24 protein-coding genes are annotated in these 23,969 nt (G+C 63.5%); 13 read left to right on the forward strand and 11 right to left on the reverse strand.

Going from position 1 to position 23,969, the window contains the following annotated elements; translation table 11 throughout:
- The first annotated feature begins 241 nt into the window (after window positions 1–241).
- The 6 genes from IB238_RS13425 (at window position 242) to IB238_RS13450 (ending at window position 6,132) form a co-directional block, all read left to right on the forward strand.
- Window positions 242–1,138: a metal ABC transporter substrate-binding protein gene (locus IB238_RS13425; protein ID WP_192246978.1), complete on the forward strand. Its 897-nt coding sequence runs from the start codon at window positions 242–244 to the stop codon at window positions 1,136–1,138.
- A 2-nt stretch (window positions 1,139–1,140) separates the two neighbouring features.
- Complete coding sequence (locus tag IB238_RS13430) at window positions 1,141–2,022, forward strand: manganese/iron ABC transporter ATP-binding protein (protein WP_192246980.1); 882 nt, start codon at window positions 1,141–1,143, stop codon at window positions 2,020–2,022.
- 32 nt (window positions 2,023–2,054) lie between these two features.
- Window positions 2,055–2,885, forward strand: a complete 831-nt coding sequence (locus IB238_RS13435) for a metal ABC transporter permease (protein WP_210333577.1) — start codon at window positions 2,055–2,057, stop codon at window positions 2,883–2,885.
- Window positions 2,882–3,745 (forward strand): metal ABC transporter permease, encoded by an 864-nt coding sequence (locus tag IB238_RS13440; protein WP_192246984.1) that lies wholly within the window; start codon window positions 2,882–2,884, stop codon window positions 3,743–3,745. Before IB238_RS13435 ends, IB238_RS13440 begins: the two co-directional genes overlap by 4 nt.
- A 165-nt stretch (window positions 3,746–3,910) precedes the next feature.
- Window positions 3,911–5,149 (forward strand): FAD-binding oxidoreductase, encoded by a 1,239-nt coding sequence (locus tag IB238_RS13445; protein ID WP_192246986.1) that lies wholly within the window; start codon window positions 3,911–3,913, stop codon window positions 5,147–5,149.
- 29 nt (window positions 5,150–5,178) lie between these two features.
- Window positions 5,179–6,132, forward strand: a complete 954-nt coding sequence (locus IB238_RS13450; protein WP_192246988.1) for a nucleoside hydrolase — start codon at window positions 5,179–5,181, stop codon at window positions 6,130–6,132.
- A 3-nt stretch (window positions 6,133–6,135) separates the two neighbouring features.
- On the opposite strand, the gene ung is transcribed toward IB238_RS13450, so the two are convergent.
- The 8 genes from ung to IB238_RS13490 form a co-directional block, all read right to left on the reverse strand.
- Window positions 6,136–6,831 (reverse strand): uracil-DNA glycosylase, encoded by a 696-nt coding sequence (gene ung / locus IB238_RS13455; protein ID WP_192246990.1) that lies wholly within the window; start codon window positions 6,829–6,831, stop codon window positions 6,136–6,138.
- Window positions 6,832–7,021: 190 nt separating this feature from the next.
- Entirely contained in the window at window positions 7,022–8,203 is a 1,182-nt protein-coding gene (locus IB238_RS13460; protein ID WP_210333487.1) for an ABC transporter substrate-binding protein, read from the reverse strand.
- A gap of 43 nt (window positions 8,204–8,246) precedes the next feature.
- On the reverse strand, window positions 8,247–9,299 hold the full coding sequence (locus tag IB238_RS13465; RefSeq protein WP_192246992.1) for a branched-chain amino acid ABC transporter permease: 1,053 nt from the start codon (window positions 9,297–9,299) through the stop codon (window positions 8,247–8,249).
- Window positions 9,300–9,315: 16 nt separating this feature from the next.
- Entirely contained in the window at window positions 9,316–10,224 is a 909-nt protein-coding gene (locus tag IB238_RS13470) for a branched-chain amino acid ABC transporter permease (RefSeq protein ID WP_192246994.1), read from the reverse strand.
- Complete coding sequence (locus tag IB238_RS13475; protein WP_192246996.1) at window positions 10,221–10,946, reverse strand: ABC transporter ATP-binding protein; 726 nt, start codon at window positions 10,944–10,946, stop codon at window positions 10,221–10,223. The genes IB238_RS13470 and IB238_RS13475 overlap by 4 nt, the downstream gene beginning before the upstream one ends.
- Complete coding sequence (locus tag IB238_RS13480) at window positions 10,946–11,677, reverse strand: ABC transporter ATP-binding protein (RefSeq protein WP_192246998.1); 732 nt, start codon at window positions 11,675–11,677, stop codon at window positions 10,946–10,948. Before IB238_RS13480 ends, IB238_RS13475 begins: the two co-directional genes overlap by 1 nt.
- Window positions 11,678–11,681: 4 nt before the next feature.
- Window positions 11,682–13,766: a hydantoinase/oxoprolinase family protein gene (locus IB238_RS13485; protein ID WP_192247000.1), complete on the reverse strand. Its 2,085-nt coding sequence runs from the start codon at window positions 13,764–13,766 to the stop codon at window positions 11,682–11,684.
- Window positions 13,767–13,788: 22 nt separating this feature from the next.
- On the reverse strand, window positions 13,789–15,537 hold the full coding sequence (locus tag IB238_RS13490; protein WP_192247002.1) for a hydantoinase B/oxoprolinase family protein: 1,749 nt from the start codon (window positions 15,535–15,537) through the stop codon (window positions 13,789–13,791).
- 284 nt (window positions 15,538–15,821) lie between these two features.
- On the opposite strand from IB238_RS13490, the gene IB238_RS13495 reads away from it, so the two are divergent.
- Entirely contained in the window at window positions 15,822–16,763 is a 942-nt protein-coding gene (locus tag IB238_RS13495) for a helix-turn-helix domain-containing protein (RefSeq protein WP_192247794.1), read from the forward strand.
- 83 nt (window positions 16,764–16,846) lie between these two features.
- Here the strand turns inward: IB238_RS13495 and IB238_RS13500 are convergent, their stop codons facing one another.
- On the reverse strand, window positions 16,847–17,143 hold the full coding sequence (locus IB238_RS13500) for a metalloregulator ArsR/SmtB family transcription factor (protein WP_210333489.1): 297 nt from the start codon (window positions 17,141–17,143) through the stop codon (window positions 16,847–16,849).
- A 307-nt stretch (window positions 17,144–17,450) separates the two neighbouring features.
- Between IB238_RS13500 and IB238_RS13505 the strand changes: the two genes are divergently transcribed.
- Genes IB238_RS13505 through IB238_RS13520 form a run of 4 tightly spaced genes read left to right on the forward strand, consistent with a single transcriptional unit; the run spans window position 17,451 to window position 21,067 of the window.
- Window positions 17,451–18,062 (forward strand): TetR/AcrR family transcriptional regulator, encoded by a 612-nt coding sequence (locus tag IB238_RS13505; protein ID WP_192247006.1) that lies wholly within the window; start codon window positions 17,451–17,453, stop codon window positions 18,060–18,062.
- Window positions 18,059–19,222 (forward strand): efflux RND transporter periplasmic adaptor subunit, encoded by a 1,164-nt coding sequence (locus IB238_RS13510; RefSeq protein ID WP_246723545.1) that lies wholly within the window; start codon window positions 18,059–18,061, stop codon window positions 19,220–19,222. The genes IB238_RS13505 and IB238_RS13510 overlap by 4 nt, the downstream gene beginning before the upstream one ends.
- The gene (locus tag IB238_RS13515) at window positions 19,219–20,352 is read left to right on the forward strand and encodes an ABC transporter permease (protein WP_192247008.1); all 1,134 of its coding nucleotides are present in this window, start codon (window positions 19,219–19,221) and stop codon (window positions 20,350–20,352) included. The genes IB238_RS13510 and IB238_RS13515 overlap by 4 nt, the downstream gene beginning before the upstream one ends.
- A 4-nt stretch (window positions 20,353–20,356) precedes the next feature.
- Window positions 20,357–21,067: an ABC transporter ATP-binding protein gene (locus IB238_RS13520; protein ID WP_192247010.1), complete on the forward strand. Its 711-nt coding sequence runs from the start codon at window positions 20,357–20,359 to the stop codon at window positions 21,065–21,067.
- A gap of 141 nt (window positions 21,068–21,208) precedes the next feature.
- On the opposite strand, the gene IB238_RS13525 is transcribed toward IB238_RS13520, so the two are convergent.
- Both IB238_RS13525 and IB238_RS13530 read right to left on the reverse strand, forming a co-directional pair.
- Entirely contained in the window at window positions 21,209–21,574 is a 366-nt protein-coding gene (locus tag IB238_RS13525) for a DUF5368 family protein (RefSeq protein WP_192247012.1), read from the reverse strand.
- A 14-nt stretch (window positions 21,575–21,588) separates the two neighbouring features.
- On the reverse strand, window positions 21,589–22,881 hold the full coding sequence (locus tag IB238_RS13530) for an FAD/NAD(P)-binding oxidoreductase (protein WP_192247014.1): 1,293 nt from the start codon (window positions 22,879–22,881) through the stop codon (window positions 21,589–21,591).
- Between the two features lie 272 nt (window positions 22,882–23,153).
- On the opposite strand from IB238_RS13530, the gene IB238_RS13535 reads away from it, so the two are divergent.
- Entirely contained in the window at window positions 23,154–23,582 is a 429-nt protein-coding gene (locus tag IB238_RS13535) for a TIGR01244 family sulfur transferase (RefSeq protein WP_192247016.1), read from the forward strand.
- 175 nt (window positions 23,583–23,757) lie between these two features.
- On the forward strand, window positions 23,758–23,958 hold the full coding sequence (locus tag IB238_RS13540; protein ID WP_192247017.1) for a DUF2892 domain-containing protein: 201 nt from the start codon (window positions 23,758–23,760) through the stop codon (window positions 23,956–23,958).
- Window positions 23,959–23,969 lie beyond the last annotated feature (11 nt).

Raw genomic sequence — 23,969 nt, forward strand, 5'->3', positions numbered from 1 at the left:
ACGCAAGACCTCAAAGCACCCTAGGGCGGCGGGCGTTGCCGAAATCTTAACGAATGGCTTAACGAGGCCGATATCCGGCGGCGAGGCTTCATTGTTGCTTCGAATGGTTAACGCGTCGTGGCGCTGAGGACGCACGCGCGGCGGCATCGCCCTTGCGAATGATTTGCAATTGCATTGACAGCGGAATTTTGCCGTCTATATTTTATTGCAACTCATTTGCAAAAGCGTATTGGGATTTCGCATGATTCTTGGCCTTGTTAAGACAACCCTCCTCGCAGCGCTCGTAACGTTCGGAGGGAGCGCAGCGGTTGCGGCGCAGGAAAAACCCAAAGTCATCACGACCTTCACCATCATCGCCGACATGGCCCGAAACGTCGCCGGTGACGCCGCAGTCGTGGAATCGATCACCAAGCCGGGCGCCGAGATTCACAACTACCAGCCGACGCCGCGCGATATCCTCAAGGCTCAGGACGCGACACTGGTGCTCTGGAACGGGCTCAACCTCGAGCGCTGGTTCGAAAAATTCCTGGCCAATCTCAGTGACGTGCCGAGCGCCGTCGTCTCGGACGGCGTCACGCCGATGGGCATCGCCGAGGGGCCTTATTCCGGCAAGCCGAACCCGCACGCCTGGATGTCGCCGGACAACGCGCTGATCTATGTCGAAAATATCCGCAAGGCGCTTGCCGCGATCGATCCGGACAACGCCGCCATCTACGGGGCGAATGCCAAGGCCTATGGCGAGAAGATCAAGGCGCTCTCCGGTGAGATCAAGGCCGAACTCGGCAAGCTGCCGGAAGACAAGCGATGGCTCGTCACCAGCGAGGGCGCGTTTTCCTATCTCACCCGCGATTTCGGTCTGAAGGAACTCTTCCTCTGGCCGATCAACGCCGACCAGCAGGGCACGCCAAAGCAGGTGAAGGCGGTGATCGACGCGGTGCGCGAGCACAACATCCACGTCGTCTTCTCCGAAAGCACCGTCTCCGACAAGCCGGCCCGGCAGGTGGCTGCCGAAACCGGTGCAGCCTACGGCGGTGTGCTCTATGTCGACAGCCTCAGCGAGGCCGACGGCCCGGTGCCGACCTATCTCGACCTTCTGCGCGTGACCTCCGAGACAATTGTGAAAGGCCTCTCGCAATGATGATGGGAGGCAGAAAAAAACCGGCCGACGGTATCGTCGCGGAGGACGTCACGGTCACCTACCGCACCGGCGTGACCGCGCTGAAGCACGCGAGTTTCTCTGTGCCGAGGGGCACAATCACCGCGCTCGTCGGCGTCAACGGCAGCGGCAAGTCCACGCTGTTCAAGTCGATCATGGGTTTCGTGCCGCTGGCCGGCGGCAAGGTGACGATCCTCGGCATGCCGGTGCGCGAGGCGCTGAAGAAAAACCTCGTGGCCTATGTGCCGCAAGCCGAAGAGGTCGACTGGACCTTCCCCGTTCTCGTCGAGGACGTCGTGATGATGGGGCGCTACGGCCACATGAACTGGCTGCGCATCCCGACGAAGCGCGACCACGAAATGGTCTCGGAGGCCCTCGCTCGGGTCAACATGAGCGACTTCCGTAAGCGCCAGATCGGCGAGCTCTCCGGCGGGCAGCGCAAGCGCGTCTTCCTCGCCCGCGCGCTCGCCCAGGAAGGGCAGGTTATCCTGCTGGACGAGCCGTTTACCGGCGTCGACGTCACCACGGAGGAGCAGATCATCCAACTTCTCGGCACGCTGCGCGACGAAGGCCGCGTCATGCTGGTCTCCACCCACAATCTCGGCAGCGTTCCGGATTTCTGCGACCGCACCGTCTTCGTCAAGGGCACGGTGATCGCCTCCGGCCCGACAGCCGAAACCTTCAACGAGGCCAACCTCGAACGCGCCTTCGGCGGCGTCCTGCGCCATTTCATCCTGGCCGGTCACGACCTGCACGAAGACGAGGATCCGCGCCAGGTCAAGGTCATCACCGACGACGAGCGGCCCTTCGTCATCTACGCCGAGAAGAAGAATACGCCGGCGGAACCGGAGAAGGCGGAACGGTGAGCACCCTTCTCGAACCATTCGGCTACGACTACATGGTCAACGCCATGTGGGTCAGCGCGCTCGTTGGCTGCGTCTGTGGCTTCCTCTCCGCCTACCTGATGCTGAAGGGCTGGTCGCTGATCGGCGACGCGCTCTCGCATTCGATCGTGCCCGGCGTCGCCGGCGCCTACATGCTCGGCCTGCCGTTCTCGGCCGGTGCCTTCCTGTCCGGCGGGCTTGCCGCCGGCGCCATGCTGTTCCTCAATCACCGCACCAAGCTGAAGGAAGATGCGATCATCGGCATGATCTTCACCTCCTTTTTCAGCGTCGGCCTGTTCATGGTCTCGCTTTCGCCGACCTCGGTGAACATCCAGACGATAGTGCTCGGCAACATTCTTGCCATCACGCCCTCCGACACGCTGCAGCTTGCCATCATCGGCGGCGTGACGCTGCTGATCCTGCTTGTGAAGTGGAAGGACCTGATGGTCACGTTCTTCGACGAGAACCATGCCCGCTCGATCGGGCTCAAGCCGCTGGCGCTGAAGCTGTTGTTCTTCACGCTGCTTTCGGCCTCCACGGTCGCTGCCATGCAGACGGTCGGCGCCTTCCTCGTCATCGCCATGGTCGTGACCCCCGGCGCCACCGCCTATCTTTTGACTGACCGCTTCCAGCGCCTGATCGTCATTGCCGCTTTGCTTGGCGCAGGCACAAGCTTCGCGGGGGCCTACATTTCCTATTTCCTCGACGGGGCAACAGGCGGCATCATCGTCGTGCTGCAGACGCTGACCTTCCTCACTGCCTTCCTCTTCGCCCCGAAGCACGGCATGCTCGCGCTTCGGCGCAAGGGAAGGCTTGCGATCGAGCAGAGGGGAGGCGCGGCATGAGCGACTTCCTCGACCTCGCCCTGATGCCCTTCCGCCTCGGCTTCATGCAATACGCCTTTGCCGTGACGCTGATGATCGCCGTGCCGATGGCGCTGCTCTCCTGCTATCTTGTGCTGAAGGGCTGGTCGCTGATGGGCGACGCCGTTTCCCATGCTGTGCTGCCGGGGGTCGTCATCGCCTATGTGATCGGCCTGCCCTTTGCCGTCGGCGCCTTCGTCGCCGGCCTCTTCTGCGCGCTGGCCGCCGGCTACATCCGCAACAACAGCCGGGTGAAGGAGGACACGGTGCTCGGCATCGTCTTCTCCGGCATGTTCGGGCTCGGCATCGTGCTCTATGTGGCGATCGAAACCGATGTCCACCTCGACCACATCCTCTTCGGCGACATGCTGGGGATTGCGGCGTCCGACTTGCTTGAAACCACGTTGATTGCGCTGGCCTGCGCCGCCTTCATCCTGTTTTTCCGCAAGGACCTACTGGTGCAGACCTTCGACCGACAGCATGCCGCGGCGATCGGCCTGCCCGTCCGCCTGCTGCATTACGGCCTGCTCGCCGTCCTTTCGCTGGTGGTCGTCGGCGCGCTCAAGGCGGTCGGCATCATTCTGTCGGTCGCCATGCTCGTGGCCCCAGGCGCGATCGCGGCCCTATTGACGCGGCGATTCGGAACCATGCTGGCAACCGCGGTCACTATCGCTGTCGGTGCCTCGCTTGCGGGCATCTATCTCAGCTTCTTCCTCGACAGCGCCCCCGCCCCCACGATCGTCGTCCTTATGACGGTTCTCTTCATCGTCGCCTTCATCATCCAGGCCCTGCGCAACCGGGAGACTGCGAGAGGGGCTTCAGGGCAAACTACAGGCCGCTGACGGCGCAAACGATCTCCCCACAGGGCATCGCGCCGTCAGGCCCAAGTTGTGCGCGGCAGGTCCGGGCGCGGTCGACAGGCTTTTCTTTTCCGTCTATCGTCCGCGCCAATCAGGAGGGTGGTCGCCACTTCAGGCGCGCCACCGCGCGGACTTAGCAGGACTGGCATGGCACATATCGGCATCGTCGGCGGCGGCATCATCGGCTGCGCCACAGCGCTTCATCTTCTCGACCGGGGCCACCAGGTGACGGTCATCGAGCGCGACGCGGGTGGCCTGCCGGCCTCCGTCGGCAATGCCGGCCTTCTTGGCATTCCCGGGATCAATCCGATCGCCCACCCCGGCATGTTACTGGCCGCACCGAAATGGCTTCTAGATCCGCTTGGGCCATTGACCGTGCGCTGGAGGGACCTTCCCTCGCTCATGCCCTGGCTGACGCGCCTTCTGCTCGCGTCCCGGCCGGCGCAGGTCGAGCGATCCCGCCAGGCACTGACCTTCCTGATGCAGACCGCAGCGGCCGATCACGGCGCGATGGCGAAAATGGCTGGCATCACCGGCCACATCCGCAAGACCGGCGCCCTGAAGATCTTCGACACCGAAACCGCCCGCGACCGGGCCTTCGCCAGCGCAGTGGAAAATGCGCGGCTCCTCGGCGGCTTCGCTGTCGAAAAACTCGATGCGACGGAGGCGCGCCGCCGCGTCCCGGCATTGCAGGGCAATTTTGCCGGCGCCGTCTTCAACGAAGGATACCAGACCTTCGAGTATCCCCTCACCTTCCTACGCCGGCTCCAGGCTTCGATCCGCGAACGCGCCGCCTTTATTGATGCCGCAGTCTCCTCGATCGCGTGGAGCGACCAGGGCATATCGGTGCGCACCGAGGCGCAGAACACCCATCTCTTCGACAAGGTTGTCGTCGCTGCCGGCGTCTGGTCCAAGCCGCTCGTCGAGCGGGTCGGTCTTCACGTGCTGCTCGAGACCGAGCGCGGCTACAACACCACTTTCGTCAACCCGCGGGTGTCGTTGGAAATGCCGGTGTTCTTTGAGGAGCATGGTTTCGTTGCCACGCCGTTCGAAAACATGCTGCGCGTCGGCGGCGCGGTCGAATTGGCAAAACCCGACGCCTCGGCGAACTATGCGCGCGCCGCCGCCATGCGCAAGAAGATGCGCCGCTACGTGCCGGATCTGCCGGAAGAAGGCGGCACCGAATGGATGGGTCGCCGGCCCTCGACGCCAGACTCCGTACCCGTCATTGGCCTGCACCCGGGCGATCCGCGCATCGCCTTTGCCTTTGGGCACGGCCATCTCGGCCTGACGTTCTCGGCCACGACCGGCCGCCATGTGGCCGATCTTTTCGCCGGCCAAGCCAGCCCGGAACTCGACGCCTTCTCGATCCGCCGGTTCCAGTAGGCCGCGCCCGAACCAAGAGGATCGCTTCCATGCACAAGGTCATATTCGACACCGATCCCGGCATCGACGATGCCATGGCGCTGCTGTTCCTGCACCAGCACCCTGAGATCGACCTGATCGGCATCACCACCGTCTTCGGTAATGCCTCCGTCGAGACGACGACGCGCAACGCGCTGTTCCTGAAACGGGAATGGGACATTCCGGCACCCGTCGTCAAGGGCGACGGTAAGGCCTTCAATCCGATGCGCAACCCGACCGACTGGCCAGTGATGATCCACGGCCATGACGGGCTCGGCAACATCGACGTACCGGAAACCATCGACCTGCCGATTGATCCGCGTCCTGCCCACCGCTTCATCATCGACACCGTGCGGGCAAACCCCGGCGAGGTGACGCTGATCGCCGTCGGCCGCATGTCGAACCTCGCCTTTGCGCTGAAAGAAGATCCCGGCATTGCCGCCCTGGTAAAGCAGGTGATCATCATGGGCGGCGCCTTCGACGTGCCCGGCAACATCACGCCCGCAGCCGAAGCAAACATCCACGGCGATCCGGAAGCGGCCGATGTGGTGATGACCGCGCCGTGGAAAGTCACTGTCGTCGGTCTCGACGTGACGATGAAGACGGTGATGACGCGCACGCTGCTCGACAAGATCGTCGAGAAAGGCGGTGCGCGCGCAAAGCTGCTTTCCGATATCTCGCAGCTCTACATCGACTTCTACGGCCGCCACGTGAAAGACGGCATGGTCGTGCACGACAGCTGCGCCTGTGTCTATCTCGTCACGCCCGAACTGTTCACCACCCGCTCCGGCGCGATCCGCGTCGTCGCCGGCGGCATTGCTGATGGCCAGACGATCCAGAAGCCGGATGGTCGTGCCTTCCCGCCCGGCAACTGGGACGATCTGCCAAGCCAGCACGCCTGCATCAGCATCGACGCGGAAGCGGTACTGGCACTGCTCGCCGAGACGCTCTCACGCCCCGCTTGACGCCTATTCCGGATTGACGGGAAGACGCCAGTCGATCGGCTGACGCCCTCGATTTTCCAGAAACGCGTTCGCCTTGGAAAAATGCCGGCAACCGAGGAAGCCGCTGTGGGCAGAGAGCGGCGAGGGATGCGGCGCCCACAGCACAAGATGCCTGTTCTGATCGACGAAAGCAGCCTTCTTCTGGGCATAGGAACCCCAGAGCATGAAGACCACCGGGATGTCGCTCTCGTTCACCGCGCGGATCACGGCGTCGGTGAAGCGCTCCCAGCCCTGCCCCTGATGCGAGGCGGCGCGGCCCATCTCCACCGTCAGCACGCTGTTGAGCAGGAGCACGCCCTGCCGTGCCCAGTGTTCGAGGAAACCGTGGCGCGGACGTGCAATGCCGAGGTCGGCCTCGATCTCCTTGTAGATATTGACGAGTGACGGCGGGATGCGCACCCCCGGCAGCACGCTGAAGCAAAGCCCGTGCGCCTGGCCTTCCCCATGGTATGGGTCCTGGCCGAGGATCACGACCTTGACGTCATCCAGCGGCGTCAGGTCGAGTGCGCGAAAATATTCGGTGCCCTTCGGAAAGATGCGTTTGCCCTGTTCCTTCTCGCGGACAAGAAAACTCTTCAGTCCCGCCATGTAGGGGCTGTCGAACTCCACCGAGAGCGGCGCCCTCCAGCTTTCTCCGATCTGGACATCCGCTATAGCCATCCCGCTCTCTCCGTAATGCGCCTTTCGTCTGGATAGCGCATGACCACGGAAACTGAAATCGGCCGGCGGCTGTATCAACCGCTGTGTGCGGCTCTTCCACATGCTTGCATCAAGACGCCAAGAGTGGCCGCGAGGCGAACGCGGCGTGTACGCCCCGCGGACCACAGTTGAGACGCTCCTATACGAGCGCCTACTTCAGAAGCGTATCCAGCGGGACCGCCTCGCTGATCCGCCACTCGTCGACCCGCGCCGGCTTGCCGCCAGTGATCTCGATGATCTGCATCAGCGCGGTATTCTGGTGGTGCAGTTCGCCGGTGAAGGTTCGGGGGCCGAACGCGGTGGGCTCATCGGCCATCTTTTCCAGCTCCGCCGTGACCGCCGCTCCGTCGACCGTTCCAGCGCGCTCGACGGCTTTGGCCCAGAGATCGATCAGCACATAGCCGGGATAGGCGTAGGAACTGGCCGGCCGCGCTCCGGCGACCTTCTCATAGGCCTTGTTGAAGGCCTCAACCTCGGGGCGCGGGTCGTCGCCATAGATCGAGCCTTGTACCGGCACGACGAAGCCAGACAGACCCGGCGTCGCGTCGAGCCAGTAGGAGCCGTCGACCGCAGAGCCGTTGAGGATGAGCGAGTTGATGCCGGCCGCGCGGATCTGGCGGACTGCGGCCGCAGCGCCCGGCATCACCGAGCACAGCATGATGACGTCGGGCTCCTCGGGAAGGGCCTTGATGCGGGTGATCTGGCTGGCAATCGACGCGTCGTCGTTCTTGAACGTGTCGGTGCCGACGATCTTCGCGCCATCGAGACGCGGGAACATCCAGTCGAAGCCGGTGCAGATGCCCTTGTTGTATTCGATGAAAGTGTCGAGCAGCACATAGGCCTCGCGGGCCTCGCGCTTCTTGTAGGCCCATTCCGCCATCGTCGCGCCCTGCACCGGAGCAAGAACGGACGAGGAGAAGCTGTTGGGGCCGACGCCCTGAATACCGGCCTTCACATCCTCGGCGCACAGGAAGAAGGAGTTCATGCCTTCGCCCTCGGCAACGAGAGCCGACGGTGCGCCGAAATCGTAGTCGCACGAGACGACCATCATCTGGGCACCCTCGTCGAGCAATTGCAGCCCGGCCTTGGACGCTTCCGCGCGATCGGTGCGCGTGTCGGCCTCGGTCCACTTGATCTGCTTGCCGAGCAGGCCGCCGGCAGCGTTGATCTCGTTGATGCGGATCTTTGCGGCGGTGGCCGCCGGTGTGTCGTAGGCCTCCATCCAGCCGGATTTCGCGACGGCGAAGCCCACGTGGATGTCGTCAGCGTAAGCCGACGATGCGGCCAGAACGCCGGCCAGCATGGCGGTTGTCAGTCTTGTTCCCTTTATCATTACTGTCTCCTCCAGGACATGTTGATTTCGGTATTGTTTGTTGTCAGCGACGCGCCTCCCGCCGGCGTCCTCCGATCCACCGGGCGGGCAGCGCCAATTCGCGCCCCGCCATCAGGCCGGCCGGCCGAAAGACCAGGACGACGATCATGGCGATGCCGATCAGGATTTCCTGCGAGCCCGCGGGAAGCGAGAACTGGGCGCTGCCGATGGTGAAGCCCTTTTCCAGCCGCACCAGCGCCTCGACGGCGAGCGACACGACCAGGACGCCCACGACGGCACCCGACAGGCTGCCGATGCCGCCGACCACCAGCATCGCCAGCATCAGGAACGTCAGGCTCAGATAGAAGCTATCGGGGTTGAGAACGCCGATGAAATGGCCGAGCAGCGCCCCGCCGATACCGCAGAAGAAGGCGGAAATCGTAAATGCCAGCAGCCGATGACGATAACGGTCGATGCCGCTCGCCGAGGCTGCGACCTCGTCCTCGCGGCTTGCGCGGAGTGCAAGGCCCGACGCCGAAGCGCCGTAGACGGCCGCCGCAACGATTGCCGCGCATGCCCAGCCGAGCGCCACCCACGAGTTCGTGTAGCGGGCGAGGCCGACGACGGAGGACGTGCCGCCGGTCACCGGCGTCCAGTTGGCCCAGATGGTGTTGATCATCGCCAGGAAGGCGAAAGTTGCGATCGACGCGGCGATGCCGGAGAGCCGCAGGATGGCCGCTCCCGTGACAAGCGCCAGAAGGGCGGCGACCGCGCCCCCAGCCAGCGCTGCCGGCAGCACGGGCCAATGGGCCTGCGCCAGCCATTCCGGCAGCCCGGTCAGAAGCAGCGACTTCATCTGCGGGTTCAATGTCAGCCAGGCGGACACATAGGCGCCGACGCAGGCGAAGGCGGCATGGCCGAAGCTGATGACGCCGGAATTGCCGGCGAAGATCCAAAAGCCCACTACCAGCGTCACCCGGATCAGGGTTTCCGCCGCCATCCGTCCCATGGCGCGGTCGCCGAGACCGGTTGCGACAAGAACGAAGGCAAGCAGCAGCAGGCAAAGCAGGACCGGCGTGGTGCGGGCCGCGATCCGGCGGGCGCGATGATCAGTCATAGGTGCGCTCATGGGTTCAGACTCTCGGTTTGGCGGCGGCGGAGGCAAACAGCCCCTGCGGCCGGACGAGCAGAACAAGGATGACCAGCCCGAACAGGAAGGCATCGCGGAAGGGCCGGGCTTCGACCGGCAGTGCCGCCTGCAGCAGCACCGAGGCAGCGCCGATCGCAAACCCCGCGGCAACCGCGCCCGGCAGGCTGCCCATACCGCCCACGACCGTTGCGATGAAGGCGACGAGCATGATCTGCCCGCCCATGCGCACATCGGCCACGCCGGTCTGCGCCACCAGCACCAGCGCCACCGCCGCGGCAAGCGCGCCCGATACCGCGAAAGCGCAGGAAATCACCACGTTCGCCGGCACGCCGAGCAAACGCGCCATGCCGAAATCCTCCGCAGCCGCGCGCATCTCGAGCCCGATCCGGCTCTTCTTCAGCATCACAGCGAGCAGGCCCAGCACGATCAGCACGGCGCCGATGACGATGATCTGCAAGAGCGGCACCTGCGCGCCTTGCACGGCGACGGGGCTGCCGAGTTCCGGCCACAGGCTGACGGATTTCGGACGCCCGCCATAAGCGGCGAGAAGACCGCTCTGGATCACCACGCCAAGCGCGAAGCTGGCGACCATCAATGCGACCGGGTTGGCGTTGCGCAGCGGGCGGAAGACGACGAACTCGGACGCGACAGCCAGCGCCGCTCCGACCAGAAGAATAGCCGGTACGAGCACCAGGGCGGGTGCACGGCCCAACCCCATCACCGCCGTCGCATCCGTCGACGGCACGATCAGCGCGAACACGGCGAAGGCGATGAACTGGCCGTGGGCGAAGTTCACGAGCTTCATCACGCCGAAGATCATGGCGATGCCGAGGGCGGCGACGGCGTAGATGCCGCCGAGCGCCAGCGCGTCGAAAGCGAGTTGCAGGCTCATGCGGCGCTCTCCTGGCCGAAATAGGCTTCCGTCAGCAGATCCTCGGCTGCAAAGGCCCCCGCGTCGCCATCGGCGACGATGCGGCCGCCACGCATCAGGATCATCCGGCCGCCGACCCGGGCGGCGCGGGTCGAACTCTGCTCCACGATCACCAGCGTCAGGCCGCGCTGCGCCTGGAGCTGCACGAGGCGTTCGTAGACCTCGTCAACCACCTTCGGTGCGAGGCCGAGCGACGGCTCGTCGACCAGCATCAGCTTCGGATTGGTCATCAATGCGCGGCCGATCGCCAGCATCTGTTGCTGGCCACCCGAAAGCGCGCCAGCATTGGCGTGACGGCGTTCGCCGAGGATCGGGAAGGCGTCATAGATCGCCGCAAGGTCGTTCGGCACGGCGTTTCGGTCGCGCCTGAGCCCGGTACCAACCATCAGGTTTTCCTGCACGGTCAGCGCCCGGAAAATGCGCCGACCTTCGGGAACCATCGATAGCCCTCGCCGGGCGATCGCCTCCGGCGCACGGCCGGAGAGAATGTCGCCATCCATCTCGATCCGGCCGTGGGCCGCTCGGACCGCGCCGGAGATCGCGCCGAGCAGGGAGGATTTTCCAGCGCCATTCGGGCCGGAGATGAACACACGCTCACCTTCGGCCACCTGAAACGACACCTCGTTCAGGGCCACAAGCTTGCCGTAGCGAACGGAGAGATCGAACACGCCGAGCTTTGACATCACGCCGCGTCCTTATGTTCGGCGCCGAGATAGGCTTCGCGCACGGCGGTGCTTGCCAGGATGCGCCTACGGTCGCCCGCCTCGATGACCCGGCCACCGTCGAGAACCACGACATGGGCGCAAACCGACAGCACCAGCCCGACATTGTGTTCGATGAGCAGCACGCCGATGCCGAGTTCGGAAGCGATTCGGCGAATTAGGTTGGCGAGATCGGCCGCCTCTGGTTCCGACATGCCCGCCGCCGGCTCATCGAGCAGGAGGAAATCGGGACGGAACATCAGCGCGCGAGCAATCGCCACCCGTCGCTCGTCGGTATAGGGCAGACCGGCAGCGGAGCGACTTTGCAGCGGCTCCAGCCCCATCCATTGCAGGAGCCGCAAGGCCTCGTCCTCTGCGGCATGACGGGAGCTACCGAGACCGACCCCGGTCACCGCGAGGTTGTCCAGAACGTCGAGGCCGGTGAACAGGCGCCCGGCCTGGAAGGTGCGCGCCACGCCGAGGCGGCGAAGCGCATGGGCGCTCAGGCCGGACACGTCGCGGCCGGACAGAAGCACCCGGCCAGTGCCGGGACGCTGGAACCCGGTCAGAACGTTGACGCAGGTGGTCTTGCCCGCGCCATTGGGGCCGATCAGCCCCAGAACCTGTCCTGGTTCCAGAGACAGGCTGACCCCGCTCAGGGCGTGGAAGCCGCCAAAGGCGACCCCCACCGTGTCCAACGCCAATCCCGCCATGGGTTCAGCCCTCGTCCGTCAGGGTGACGACATAGGTGCCAGTTTCGTCGAGACGAGCGATCCAGCCCGGTTCGATCACCAGCGTCGTGGTCACTTCCTGAATGACGGCCGGCCCCGTGATCTCGTCGCCCGCGCCGAGCAACGCCCCGTCGTAGACCGGCGTCTCGTGAGCGACGCCCGAGGCGAGGAAGATCATTTCGCGCGTGCCCTTCAGAGCCGAGTGGGCACCGTTGCCGGCCGCGATGCTCATGCGGTTCGGCCGGTCCACACGCCCCGAGATGGCACTTTCGACATTGACCACTTCGACGGCGCTCTGCGGTTCGCAGTAGGTGTAGAGCTCCTCGTGGCGGGCATGGAACGCCGCCTTGAGCCGCTCGAGCGCCGCCTCGTCGATGTCGAACGGGTCGACATAGACGGTGCATTCATGCACCTGCCCGACATAGCGCATGTCGAGCGAGCGGCGAATGCTGATGCGATCCTCGGTGAAGCTGTCTTCCCTGAGGTCCTTGACGCCGCGGGCTTCCAGTTCCTTGAACAGGCCATCGAGCCGGGAAGCGGTCTCCGCGCCTTCGAGGCGGGCGGCGACCGGGGCCATATAGTTGTACTTCACGTCCGAAATGATCTGCCCGAAGGCGCAAAGACCCGAGGCGAGCTTGGAGATCAGCACCTTGCGGATACCCATTTCGCGGGCGAGCGCGGTGATATGTGCGCCGGTCGCACCGCCGGCGCAGTTCAGCACGAAATCGCGCGGATCATAGCCACGCTCGACGGACACACGGCGAATGGCGTTGACCATGTTGTTGTTGACGATGGTGAACATGCCGAAGGCGGCCTGCTCGACGGTTAGGCCGAGCGGATCGGCGAGGTGCGTCTGGATTGCCTCGCGCGCCTTGGCGATGTTGAGCGGCAGACGTCCGCCAACGAGACCGTCGGGATTGAGATAGCCGAGGACCAGATTGGCATCGGTCGTCGTCGGCTTCTGGCCGCCCTGGTCATAGCAGGCGGGGCCGGGTTCGGAGCCCGCCGACTGCGGTCCCATCTGCAGCAGGCCCATGCTGTCGATCCAGCCAATCGAGCCGCCGCCGGCGCCAAGCGTCTCCACCTGGATCATCGGCATGCCGATGCGGTAACGCAGGAAGTCGATGTTCTTCGAGACGTTGGCGCGGCCATCGCGTGTCAGCGTGATGTCGAAGGAGGTGCCGCCCATGTCGACCGTAATGATGTTCTTCTCGCCCCACGGGTCACCGATGTAGAGGGCAGCCTGCGGCGCGGAGGCGGGACCAGAATTGATCGCGTAGACCGACTGGTCGGACACGACCGAGCCAAGCGCCAAACCGCCGTTCGACTGGAAATAACGCACGGGATTGCGAGCGCCGAGCTCGCGGAAATAGCGATCCACCGCGTTGACGTAGCGCTGCAGGATGGGGGCGAGATAGGCATTGACGATCGCCGTCGAGGTGCGGGTGTATTCGCGCACCTGCGGATAGAGCTGGCTGCCGACGGTCAGGCGAACATCCGGCATCATCTCGCGCACAATCCTGGCGGCGCGGACTTCATGCTCTGGGTGGAGGACCGACCAGACGAACGAGATCGCCACGGAATCGACCCCTTCGCGCAGGAAGTGACGGCAGGCTTCGCGGACATCCTCCTCGTTCAGCGGCGTGTGCACCGCTCCGGTCGAGATGACACGTTCGCGAACGCCGCGGCGCAGATAGCGCGGCACGAGCATGGTCGCCGGCGGGTATTCCGGATCGTAGCGATAGCCGTCTTCCTTGTGGCCAAGCCGGATCTCGATGGAATCCTCATGGCCCATGGTGGCGATCAGGCCGGTTTTCGCGCCGGTATGGGTGATCAGCGCGTTGAGGCCGACGGTCGTGCCGTTGATGCATAGGTCGGCGTTCGAGACGATCTCGCGCGGAGAGATGCCGGTCTCTTCCTCGATCACCTTCAATCCGTTGCGGATCGCCAGCGTCGGATCCTGCGGGGTGGAGAGCGCCTTGAAGATGCGCACGTCGCCCTTGCGGTCGGCCAGAATGAAGTCGGTGAAGGTGCCGCCGGCATCGATGCCAAGGCGATACTGGTTCTGCATTGTCTTGATCCTTTGAATTGTGTCAGGCGGCACGAAGCGCAGCGGTGGCGGCTTGATCGACGTCTAGCGTTTCGGCGTCGGCGATCACGACGCCGTAGTCGAGCCGGGCGCCCTCGATACTGACGAGCCCGTTGCGCACGTCGTCGACGACCCTTTGGACATCGCGTTCGAACGGATTGCCGAAGCCACCGCCGCCGGGGTTGCGGTTGGCGGCGCGCTCGCCGGGCTGGATGGTCTCGATCACGTTGTCGGTGATGACCTGCGTCTCGCCGTTGCGGGTGATCTCAAGCCGCCCGACCTTGGGGGCGACCATGGCGGATTTCGCACCAGCCGCACCCATGGCCGGGATGCGACGACCCTCGCCGAAGGTGACGAGCGTCATCGGCGTATCGAGCGGCTCGACCTCCCAGCAGGTGCCGGAGCCGCCGCGGTTCTTGCCGGCGCCGCCGGAGTCTTCCATCAGCGAGTAGCGGTGGATGATGATCGGATAACTGTGTTCCAGCATCTCGATATCGCCCGAGGTGAGCGCACCGAAGCAGCATTCCGGTCCGCACGCGTGCCAGCCGTCCTGGCTCGCAGTTGCGCCGGCGCCCGAGATGATCGAGGCGAGCACCATCGTGACGTACTCCTCGTCGTGGCGCTTGTCCCAGCCGGCGATGTTACAGCCGTTGGCGTGGCCCCAGCTCGCCGACACCTTGTCGGGGGCGGCCTGCTCGAAGGCGAGGCGGACGGCGTCGGTCAGCGTTTCCATCGGCGTGGTGGTGCAGTTCATGTGCGGCGCCGGCGATTTCGCGTTGCACAGCGTGCCCTTGGGACCCATGTCGGTCGTCACGCAGCGATAGAGCCCCTCGTTGTAGGGCGGCGGCAGTTGGGCGAACATCATCAGGCCGAGATAGACGCCCGAGTGGCTGTTGCCCTCGTAGCTGTTGATGAAATAGGGCACCTGCGGCGGCGAGGAGATGGCGATGTTGCAGCTGTCTCCAGTGACCGTAACGGTCGCGGTGATCTCGAAATCGCCGAAGCCGTGGCCGGCATCCTCGAGGATGGCCGTGCCGCTGTAGGTGCCATCCGGCACGCTGGAAATCAGCTTGCGCATATGCGCCTCGGCCATATCGAGCAACTCGGCAATGCACTCCTGCACCGTCTCCTTGCCGTACTTGTCCATCAATCCCGTGAGCGCGCGGGCGCCCACCTGGCAGGCGCCGATCAGGGCGTTGAAGTCGCCTTCCTGGTCGCGCCGGGCACGCATGTTGGTCAGAAGCAGGTTCATCACGTCATGGCGCGGCTTGCCCTTGTCCCAGAGTTTTACGGGCGGAATACGCAGGCCTTCGGCGAAAATCTCGGTCGCTGCCGGGTTGTAGCCCGCCGGCACCGGCCCGCCGATGTCGGTGAGATGGCCCTTGCAGACCGTCCAGAACACCAGCTCGCCCTCGTAGAACACGGGGTAGTACATGCAGGTGTCGATGATGTGGGAACCGCCATAGGCCGGATCGTTGTGAAGGATCAGATCACCTTCGTGGATGACGCCGTCGAAGAATTTCGCGACCGACTTCATCGCCGGGATCAGCGAGCCGAGATGGATCGGGATGTCCTGCCCCTGCAGGATCATTTCCGGCGTATGATTGAAGAGCGCCGTCGAATAGTCGTGCGCCAGATTGAACACCGACGACCGCGCCGTCTGTTCCAGCGTCAGCGTCATCTCGCGCTGGGTCGTTTCCAGCACGCCCCGCACCACAGACAAAGTGATGGGATCGACCTTCCGGGTTGTCATCGTCCTTTTCCTCCCTTGAGCAGCCGGCAAATGCCACGCACGCGTCAAGGGTCCGCCCATAGGCAGACGATGGTGTACCCCCCTTTTGCGTGCCGATTTTCCGGCTTCTTGATTGCTGGGTGTCAGGCTGTCACCTGGCCGGGGTCGTGGTCTTGCATCAGGGCGCACAATCGTTTGTCGCTGAGCGCACCATCCGTCCGACAGCATCGAATCCCCTTGCATCGGGGAAAGCCAGCGATTACCCAAAAGGGACAAACAATACTTGGGAGGGTATTGTCTTGGAGGTGAATGTCTACAAGACGGAGCATCTGCCGTCGGGCGAACGTGCCAGCCATTGGTCGACCGTGATCGCGGATACCTACTTTCCGTTGCACCTGACCTTCCGCGATGCGGCGTCGTTTCAAGGGCGGTTGGAAAAGCGGTCGCTCGGCGACGTTTCGCTGTCGCGACTGCAGACCGAGCCGATGCAATACGAGCGCCGACGCCGGCACATTGCCGATGCCAGCGGCGAGGAATATCTGATCACCATCCCGCGCAACAGCCCGGTCGAGTTCCACCAGCTCGGCCGCGATGTGCGCTGCGACCCCGGCGGTTTTATCCTGGAGCGAGGCGACGAACCCTACCGGTTCTCCTATGCGGCTGCGAACGACCTGTGCGTGCTGAAAGTGGCAAAGCCAATGCTGTCGGAAAAGCTCCGCAATCCCGATCAGTATTGCGCGCGCGTTTTCGACGGATTTGCTGGCGTCGGCGGCCTGCTCAGCAACATGGCGCGACTGCTGCAATCTGACCCAATCGCAGATGAGAAAGCCACGCAGGTTCTCGGTCGCCAGCTGATCGAGCTGCTGGCGCTTGCAATAGACGGGCAATCGACCGTCGGTCACGACCACAAGTCCTCGGTCCGCACCGCGCACCTTCGTCGCGCCGAAGAAGTGATCGAGCGCAATCTCTCAAACCCTGCCCTGTCGCCTGAAATGGTGGCCAACGCCTGCGGCATATCCAAGCGCTACCTGCACGAACTGTTTTCGGATGCGAACAGCACGGTCTCCCAGTTCATCCGTGAACGCCGACTTTCCGCCGCGCGCGACTTGCTGCTCATGCCGAATTCGGGAGCAATTGCCGATGTCGCGTATCGGTTCGGTTTCTCCGACCATGCGCAGTTCTCGCGCTTGTTCAAGGCGATGTTTGGAAGAACCCCGTCGGCGTTTCGTGCGGGTCAAAGCGAGTAGAGATCAGGCGCACCAATCGACCGGCGGCGACGGGAATGTCTGCGATAGGATGGATGGACACCGGCTTTTGTTGGGCGACGCTTCTACTGCGCCGTAGCGCCGGGAGGGCAGAAGCTCAGATAGAGTGCCTCGACGACATTGCGGGCCGGATCGCTTTCGATGTGATACCAGATGGTCTGCCCGTCCCGCCGTCCGGCGACGATGCGGTCCTTGCGCAGGAGCGCGAGGTGCTGCGAGACCGTCGAATCCCGAATACCCAGGAGCTCGGCAAGTTGACCGACCGATTTCTCGCCATCGACCAATTGGCACAAGATCAGCAAGCGGTGTCGGTTCGACATCGCTTTCAAAAGCTCGCTCGCCCCATCGGCTGCGGCTTGCATTAAATCAGCATCTAGTTTCACGCTTATGCATCTACGTTTATTTGCATATATCGTCAATATGATTTGCATATCGTCAATATGAAATGAAGGTCTGCGGACGACCGCCCGCGGACCGCAGGCCCGGTTGCGCCGTGCTCAGAGATGGGTATTCATCGCCGGGATTGCTGTGTCGGCCAATCGTTGAGTCAGCGCATGCGGCATGCCGAAATCCCCTCCACCTGCGACGGACCGCCGCGTGTACCCAGTCTTCGATTGACGCGCTTCAACAATCGTAGTTAGTTATCGATAACTAACTACGAGGTGACGTATGCGAAAGTCTGCGGAGGAACGCAAGGCAGAGATCCTGGCGACCGCTTTGAGGCTTGCAGATGAACTGGGCCCGGACCGGCTGACCACACAGGCGGTGGCAGGAGCAGTCGGGCTGACGCAACCGGCAATCTTTCGACACTATCCCACCAAGCAGGCGCTATGGCTGGCGGTCGCCCAGCATATTCAAGACCGAATGATGGCGGCATGGAACGAGGCGCTTGCCCCCGACCTCCCGCCGGCGTCGCGCATTGCCGCGCTGGTCGATGCCCAACTCTGTATGATCGAGTCCAGTCCGGCAATCCCTGCCATACTGTTCTCGCGCGAGCTTCAGGTCGAAAACGTCGAGTTGCGCCAATCCTTCGCCGGGTTGATGGCCGCCTTTCATGCGAACCTTGGAGCCGAACTCCGCCAGGCGCGCGAGGCCGGCACTGTGCGCAAGGACTTCGATCCCATCGACGGCGCAGTCTTGCTCATTTCACTCATCCAGGGCCTTGCGATGCGCTGGTCGCTGGGCGCACGCGGCTTTGCCCTTCGGCCGGAAGGAGCACGTTTATTGGCGATTCAGATGAAGTTGTTTGCAGATCCGATCTCGCAGGAGAAAAGCGCATGATGGGCCGTAAAGTTGTGAAGGTCGGGCTGGTCGCGGCGCTCGCCGGCGTGGCGGGCCTCGCTTTTGTTTTCGCCAGCAACCGGCCCATCTCAGTGCCCGTCGCGGCACTGGAACGGAATGTCACCATACAGGTCTACGGATTGGGGACGGTCGAAGCACGCATCCTGTCGAAGATCGGCTTCGAGGTGGGGGCGGAACTGGCAGAACTGTCGGTCGATGACGGCGACGTGGTGGCCAGTGGCCAAGTTCTGGCACGTCTGGACCAGAGAGCGCAGGAGGCAAAGGTCGCGCGTGCCAACGCCGCAATCAACGCAGCGGCGGCCAATCTCGGCAAGGCTGAAGCCAATGTGGAAAAGGCTGCGGCGGTTCTCGCCCAACGCCGGGCGGCCGATGCCCGCCAGCAAGAGCTATTGGGCCGCAACGTCATATCCCGGCAGGTTGCCGAAGAAGCCAAACGCGACGTCGAAGTCGCTGCTGCGGAACTCACTGTAGCCCGAACTGACATCGACGTCATTCAATCGGAAGCGGCCGATGCAAGGGCGGCGCTCGACTACGAGACCGCAGTGCTCGAACAGCATCTGCTGAAGACCCCATATGACGCAGTCGTCGTCGATCGTCATGTCGAAGCCGGCACGGTGGTTCGGGCCGGCGACGTGATCTACACGCTGATGGATCCGAAAAGCGTCTGGGTGCTCGCCTATATCGACGAGGAACGGGCAGGCGCGCTGTCAATTGGGCAGCCAGCCGAAATCCGCCTGCGCTCGATGCCGCACGATGGCTACACCGGCAAGGTCGCAAGGATCGGCATCGAAAGCGACCGGGTCAACGAAGAGCGCCGGGTCTGGGTCACGTGCGACAGCTGTCCTCAGCAGTCCTTTCTTGGGGAGCAGGCCGAGGTCGTGATCACTGTTGCCGAACGGCCCGAAGCATTGCTGGTGCCGGAGGACGCGATTGCCGGCTTCGACGGGCATCAGGGTCGGGTCTTCCTTGTTCAGGACGGCAAGCTCTCCTCCGCCTCGCTGATCTTTGGCCATCGCACCCAGGACGCACGCGTCGAGGTCATCAGCGAACTGCCCGATGGAGCACGGATCGTCACCGTGCCCGCCAAGGGACTGGCGGAGGGGCGCATGGCGCGTGCAGCCGAGGAGAGCCGGCCATGAACCTCGCCTATCGCGATGTTCGTCACAATCTCTTCCGTTTCGTGCTTACCTGTCTCGGGCTTGGGCTATTGATGGCGGTCGTCCTGGCGATGATGGGGATCTACAACGGCCTCGTGGCCGACGCGCTCAACATCGTCCGGGCTCCGCAGGCGGATCTATGGGTGGTGGAGGCTGGGCGGCTCGGCCCGTTCGCCGAGTCCTCGAAAATTCCTGGCACCACGCGGGACGCCGTCGCCCGGCTTCACGGCGTGGAAGAAGCCGGCAGCATTTCCTACCAGACGGTCGAGGCGCCCTTCGCCGGCACAACGCTCAGGCTTTATGTGATCGGGCACCAGCCGGGTCGCCCCGGCGAACCGCAAAGAGTTGTCGAAGGGCGCGGCATCCAGCGCAGTCATTTCGAAGCCGTCGCCGACCGCAAATCCGGACTCAGCGTCGGCGACCGGATCAGGTTGGGGCGTGACCGGTTCGAGGTCGTCGGCCTCGTAGAGGATGCAATGAACTCCGGCGGCGACCCAGCCGTCTATATCACGCTCGCCGATGCGCAGACGCTCCAGTCGCAACTCGCACCTTCTGCCGCCCGGGTGCAGTCGGCACGCGGCGAAGTGTTGGAGAACCGCAATACCGTCGCGGCAGTGATCGCCCGCATCGAGCCCAATGCCGACGTGGATGCCGTCGCCCGCACCGTGCACCAGTGGAAGCACCTTTCAGCCATGACGCAGGCCGAACAGGAAGATTTGCTGCTCCGCTCGGTCGTCGATCGAGCCCGCCGACAGATCGGCCTGTTTCTCGGCATCCTTCTAACGGTTTCCGCGGTGGTGATCGCACTCATCATCTACACGATGACAATGGAAAAATTGAAACAGATCGCCACGCTGAAGCTGATCGGCGCCCCCGATCGCACCATCGTCGGCCTCATCGTGCAGCAATCGATCGCGCTTGGCGCCGTGGGCTGGGGCCTCGGCATGATCCTGATCCTGTTGACCAAGGACTTCTTTCCGCGGCGGGTCTTGCTCGAGCCGATCAATGCCGCCGCCCTTGCCGGCATCATCTTCTTCGTCTGCGTCATGGCAAGCGGCCTCGGGGTTCGCGCCGCACTGAAGGTCGATCCCGCCACCGCACTTGGAGGATGACATCATGGCCGGACACGAAAATTGTACGATCGTGGATCTTGCCTCGATATCGAAGCACTACGGCGAAGGCCCGACCCGGGTCGACGCACTGCGCGGCGTCGATCTCAAGGTTCGATCCGGCGAGGTCGTGGCACTGCTCGGCCCGTCCGGATCGGGCAAGACCACGCTCCTCAACATCATCGGCTGCATCATCGACCCCAGCAAAGGGCGCGTGTGGCTGGATGGCGAAACCGTCTATGACGAGCGCTGGCTGAGAGGTGACCTGAGGCGCCTTCGGCTGGACAAGATCGGCTTCATCTTCCAGTTCCACAATCTCCTTCCCTTCCTCGATGCCAAGGACAATGTCGCCCTCGTGCTGCAGCTTGCCGGCATGCCGGCTGCGGAGGCGAAACGGCGCGCCGTCGAACTGCTCGACTATCTCGAAGTGGGGCACCGCAAGGACGCCATGCCGGCGCTGCTTTCCGGTGGCGAGGCCCAGCGTGTGGCGATTGCCCGCGCACTCGCCAACAGCCCGCGCATCATCCTCGCCGACGAACCGACGGCAGCGCTCGACTCCAAGCGAGCAGGAATCGTCATGGATCTGCTGCGCAAGCTTGCGGCGGAACAGGATGCCTGCATCGTCGCGGTCACCCATGACGAGAAGATCTTGGATCGGTTCGATCGGCTCTATCATCTGCGCGACGGACGCCTGGAAGGAACAGACGCGAGCGCATGACATGCGCAGTCGGCAGATCTGACCGCCCCATTGTTTAGCGGTCGCGGACCGTCAAGCACTTCTGCACTTCGACAGATCACTCACGCACCGGCGGAAAACACGCCATCGCAGACCCGTCGTCTGCGATGGCCAAAACCTCGCCTAGGCTTTCGCGGCCTTGGCTGCACATCGATTCAGCGCTGCCAGCAGGAGAACGGCGCCGACAATTGCTCCCGGCACGAGAGCAAGCAGGAGCGTCAGCAGGTAATCGATCGGCCCTGTCAGGGAGCCGAAGTCGGCGAGGGTCCAGCCCGGCGTGAGAAGCAGAGCAACCGCAGTTGCGAGCGTACCGCCTGCGAGCGCTGCCATAACCGGGCGCTTCGGTGACCGGCCGGCGCGGCGCAGCCGAATTGTGCCGACGAGAATGCCGACAACAAGGGTGGCCGCGAAAACGACAAGCGGCCAAAGCCAAGAACCGATCGTTTCGTGGAGGATGAAGTACAGGGTGACTGGGTTGAAATCTTCCATTGGTCTTATCCTCCCTAGGCGCGCCCGCGCAACATGGCGCGGTAGGCGCCCTTGAGCCCCTTCTCTTCGATCACCCAGGAGACCCAGAGTTCGTCGAGCGGAGCGATGAAGGGGAAGGACGGCGTGAGATTGCCGTCGTAGTCGAACTCGATCAGCATGGCTTTGCCGTAGGCTGTCACCATCGGGCAGGACGTGTAGCCGTTGTAGCGCGCAGTGGGTTCACGCCCGGACGTTTCGGCGACGAGGTTGTCGACCACGACGGGGACCTGCCATTTCACGCTGGCCGCAGTCTTGCCGCGCGGTACGCCCGCCACGTCTCCGACCGAGAAGACATTGGCGAACCGCGGATGGCGAAGCGTGCCCTTGTCGGCCTCGATCCAGCCATCGGCGGCGAAGGCGCCCTCCTGCCAGGGTAGCGGGCTGTTCTTGACCGCGTCCGGCGTGCACATCGGCGGCACGACGTGGATGAGATCGTAGTCCAGCGTCACGTTGCCGGTGGGCGTGCGATAGGTTGCCCGTTTGGCACCGGCGTCGATGCCGACAAGAACGTGCGAGGGATTGACCGAAATGCCGCGCTCGGCAAACATGCCCTTCACGCGGACGTCGACGGGCGGAACGGTGAAGACCACTTCGCTATGGGCGTTGTAGACAAGTTGCACCGCATCGCGTCTGCCCTTCCGACGCGCCCGGTCGTCCGTGATGAACGTCATCTTCAGCGGTGCACCAGCGCATTTCATTTCTGTTGGCGGACGGCCGAACAGGCCGACGCCACCCTTGTCGACAAAGGCGTCGATCGAGCGGAACGATGCGGCCGCAGCTTCCGGCCCGGCATAAATCGAGGCGATGCCGTTCTTGCCGATCAGGGATTCGTCCATTCCCTCGATGCGGGCGTAGTCGAGCTTGAGGCCGGTCGCGACGAACAAAAAATCGTATTGGATGCGCTGCCCGGAGGTCGCAACCACCGTGTTCGCCTCTGGATCGAACTCGGCGACGCCCTCCTCGATCCATTCGACGCCGGACGCAATGAAATCCGCATTGCGGAAGGTGACGTTCGCCGGATCCCAGAGACCGGCGCCGATCAGCGTGTACCCCGGCTGAAAATAGTGCTCCTTGCGTGCGTCCAGAATTGTGATGCTCGCCTGCGGCATCTGCCGGCGTAGCCGGGAAGCGAGCGACAGGCCGGCTGCCCCCGCTCCCGCAATGACGATTTTCGCCTTGGCAGACGATGTTTGCGCCTGCGCTTGCGGCGCGGCAAAACCTGCCGAGGCGACGGCCGCCGCCCCAACGAGAAACTGTCTTCTATGCAAATTCCCCTCCCTCAAGTCATTTTGTTAGCAGCCACCAACGGTAGCGATGTCCGTTCGGTACCGCTCATGATTGATATGTCTCCCCCAGACATATGCAGCATGGGCGGATCAGGCTAAGGGCTGCACTGCCTTTATAGTCGACACATCGTAGTTTCGTAACTATGTATATACAGACTGAATGCGATGCACGTCGCCGAAGCATGACCCTTTGCGGATACCGGTGCCGCGCGGCTTTCTGTTTCAACACTTGTCCGCTGAAGGGAGTTGCCAAAATGGAACCCATCCGGATCAACGAACGACTGTGGGTGTGCGGGCAGATCCGCCCGAAAGATGTCGAAGCGCTGGCGGCAGCCGGCTTTACGGCGTTGATCAACAATAGACCGGATTGCGAGGACTTCTGCCAACCCAGGGCGAGAGCGATTGCGGAAGCCGCGGCGCAAGCCGCACTCTCCTGCGAACACATCCCGGTGCGCAGCCAAGACATTGCTGAAACGACGATACGTGCGTTCCAACGCGCGATTGCGGCAAGTAGCGGCCCGGTGCTTGCCTTCTGTCGCTCCGGGACCCGGTCGTTGACACTCTGGGCAATCGGCGAAGTCCTTAATGGCCGGCTGAGCAAGGCCGAAGCCACCGCTTTCGGCGGGAAACTCGGATTGGATCTCTCAGGCGCTGTCGCCTGGCTCAATGCGCGCGGCTACTGACGCAGTCAGCATCTTCAACTGGCGCGATGACGGAAATGCCTTCTTCCTACGAAGCCGCGAATTTGAAGGCTGGCCCCGCGTCCTGCACGCTATTCGCGCCACTCCGCGCGCACTTGCATATACCTACTACGCTCCGTATATACGCAAATGCATCATAACTGGAGAAATCACCATCATGTCTCTCGATAAATCCATCTTCGCCTTCGCCGGCTTCATGGTTCTTCTGTCCGTCGCCCTCACCGTCTGGGTCTCGCCGCTCTTCGTCTGGCTGACCGTGTTTGTCGGCGCGAACCTGCTGCAATCCGCTTTCACCGGGTTCTGCCCGGCGGCCAAGCTCTTCAAGAAACTCGGCATCAAGTCCGGGGCTGCCTTCTAAAGAACGCGAGT

It is taken from the genome of Rhizobium sp. ARZ01 (genome assembly GCF_014851675.1).
Lineage (GTDB): Bacteria > Pseudomonadota > Alphaproteobacteria > Rhizobiales > Rhizobiaceae > Mycoplana.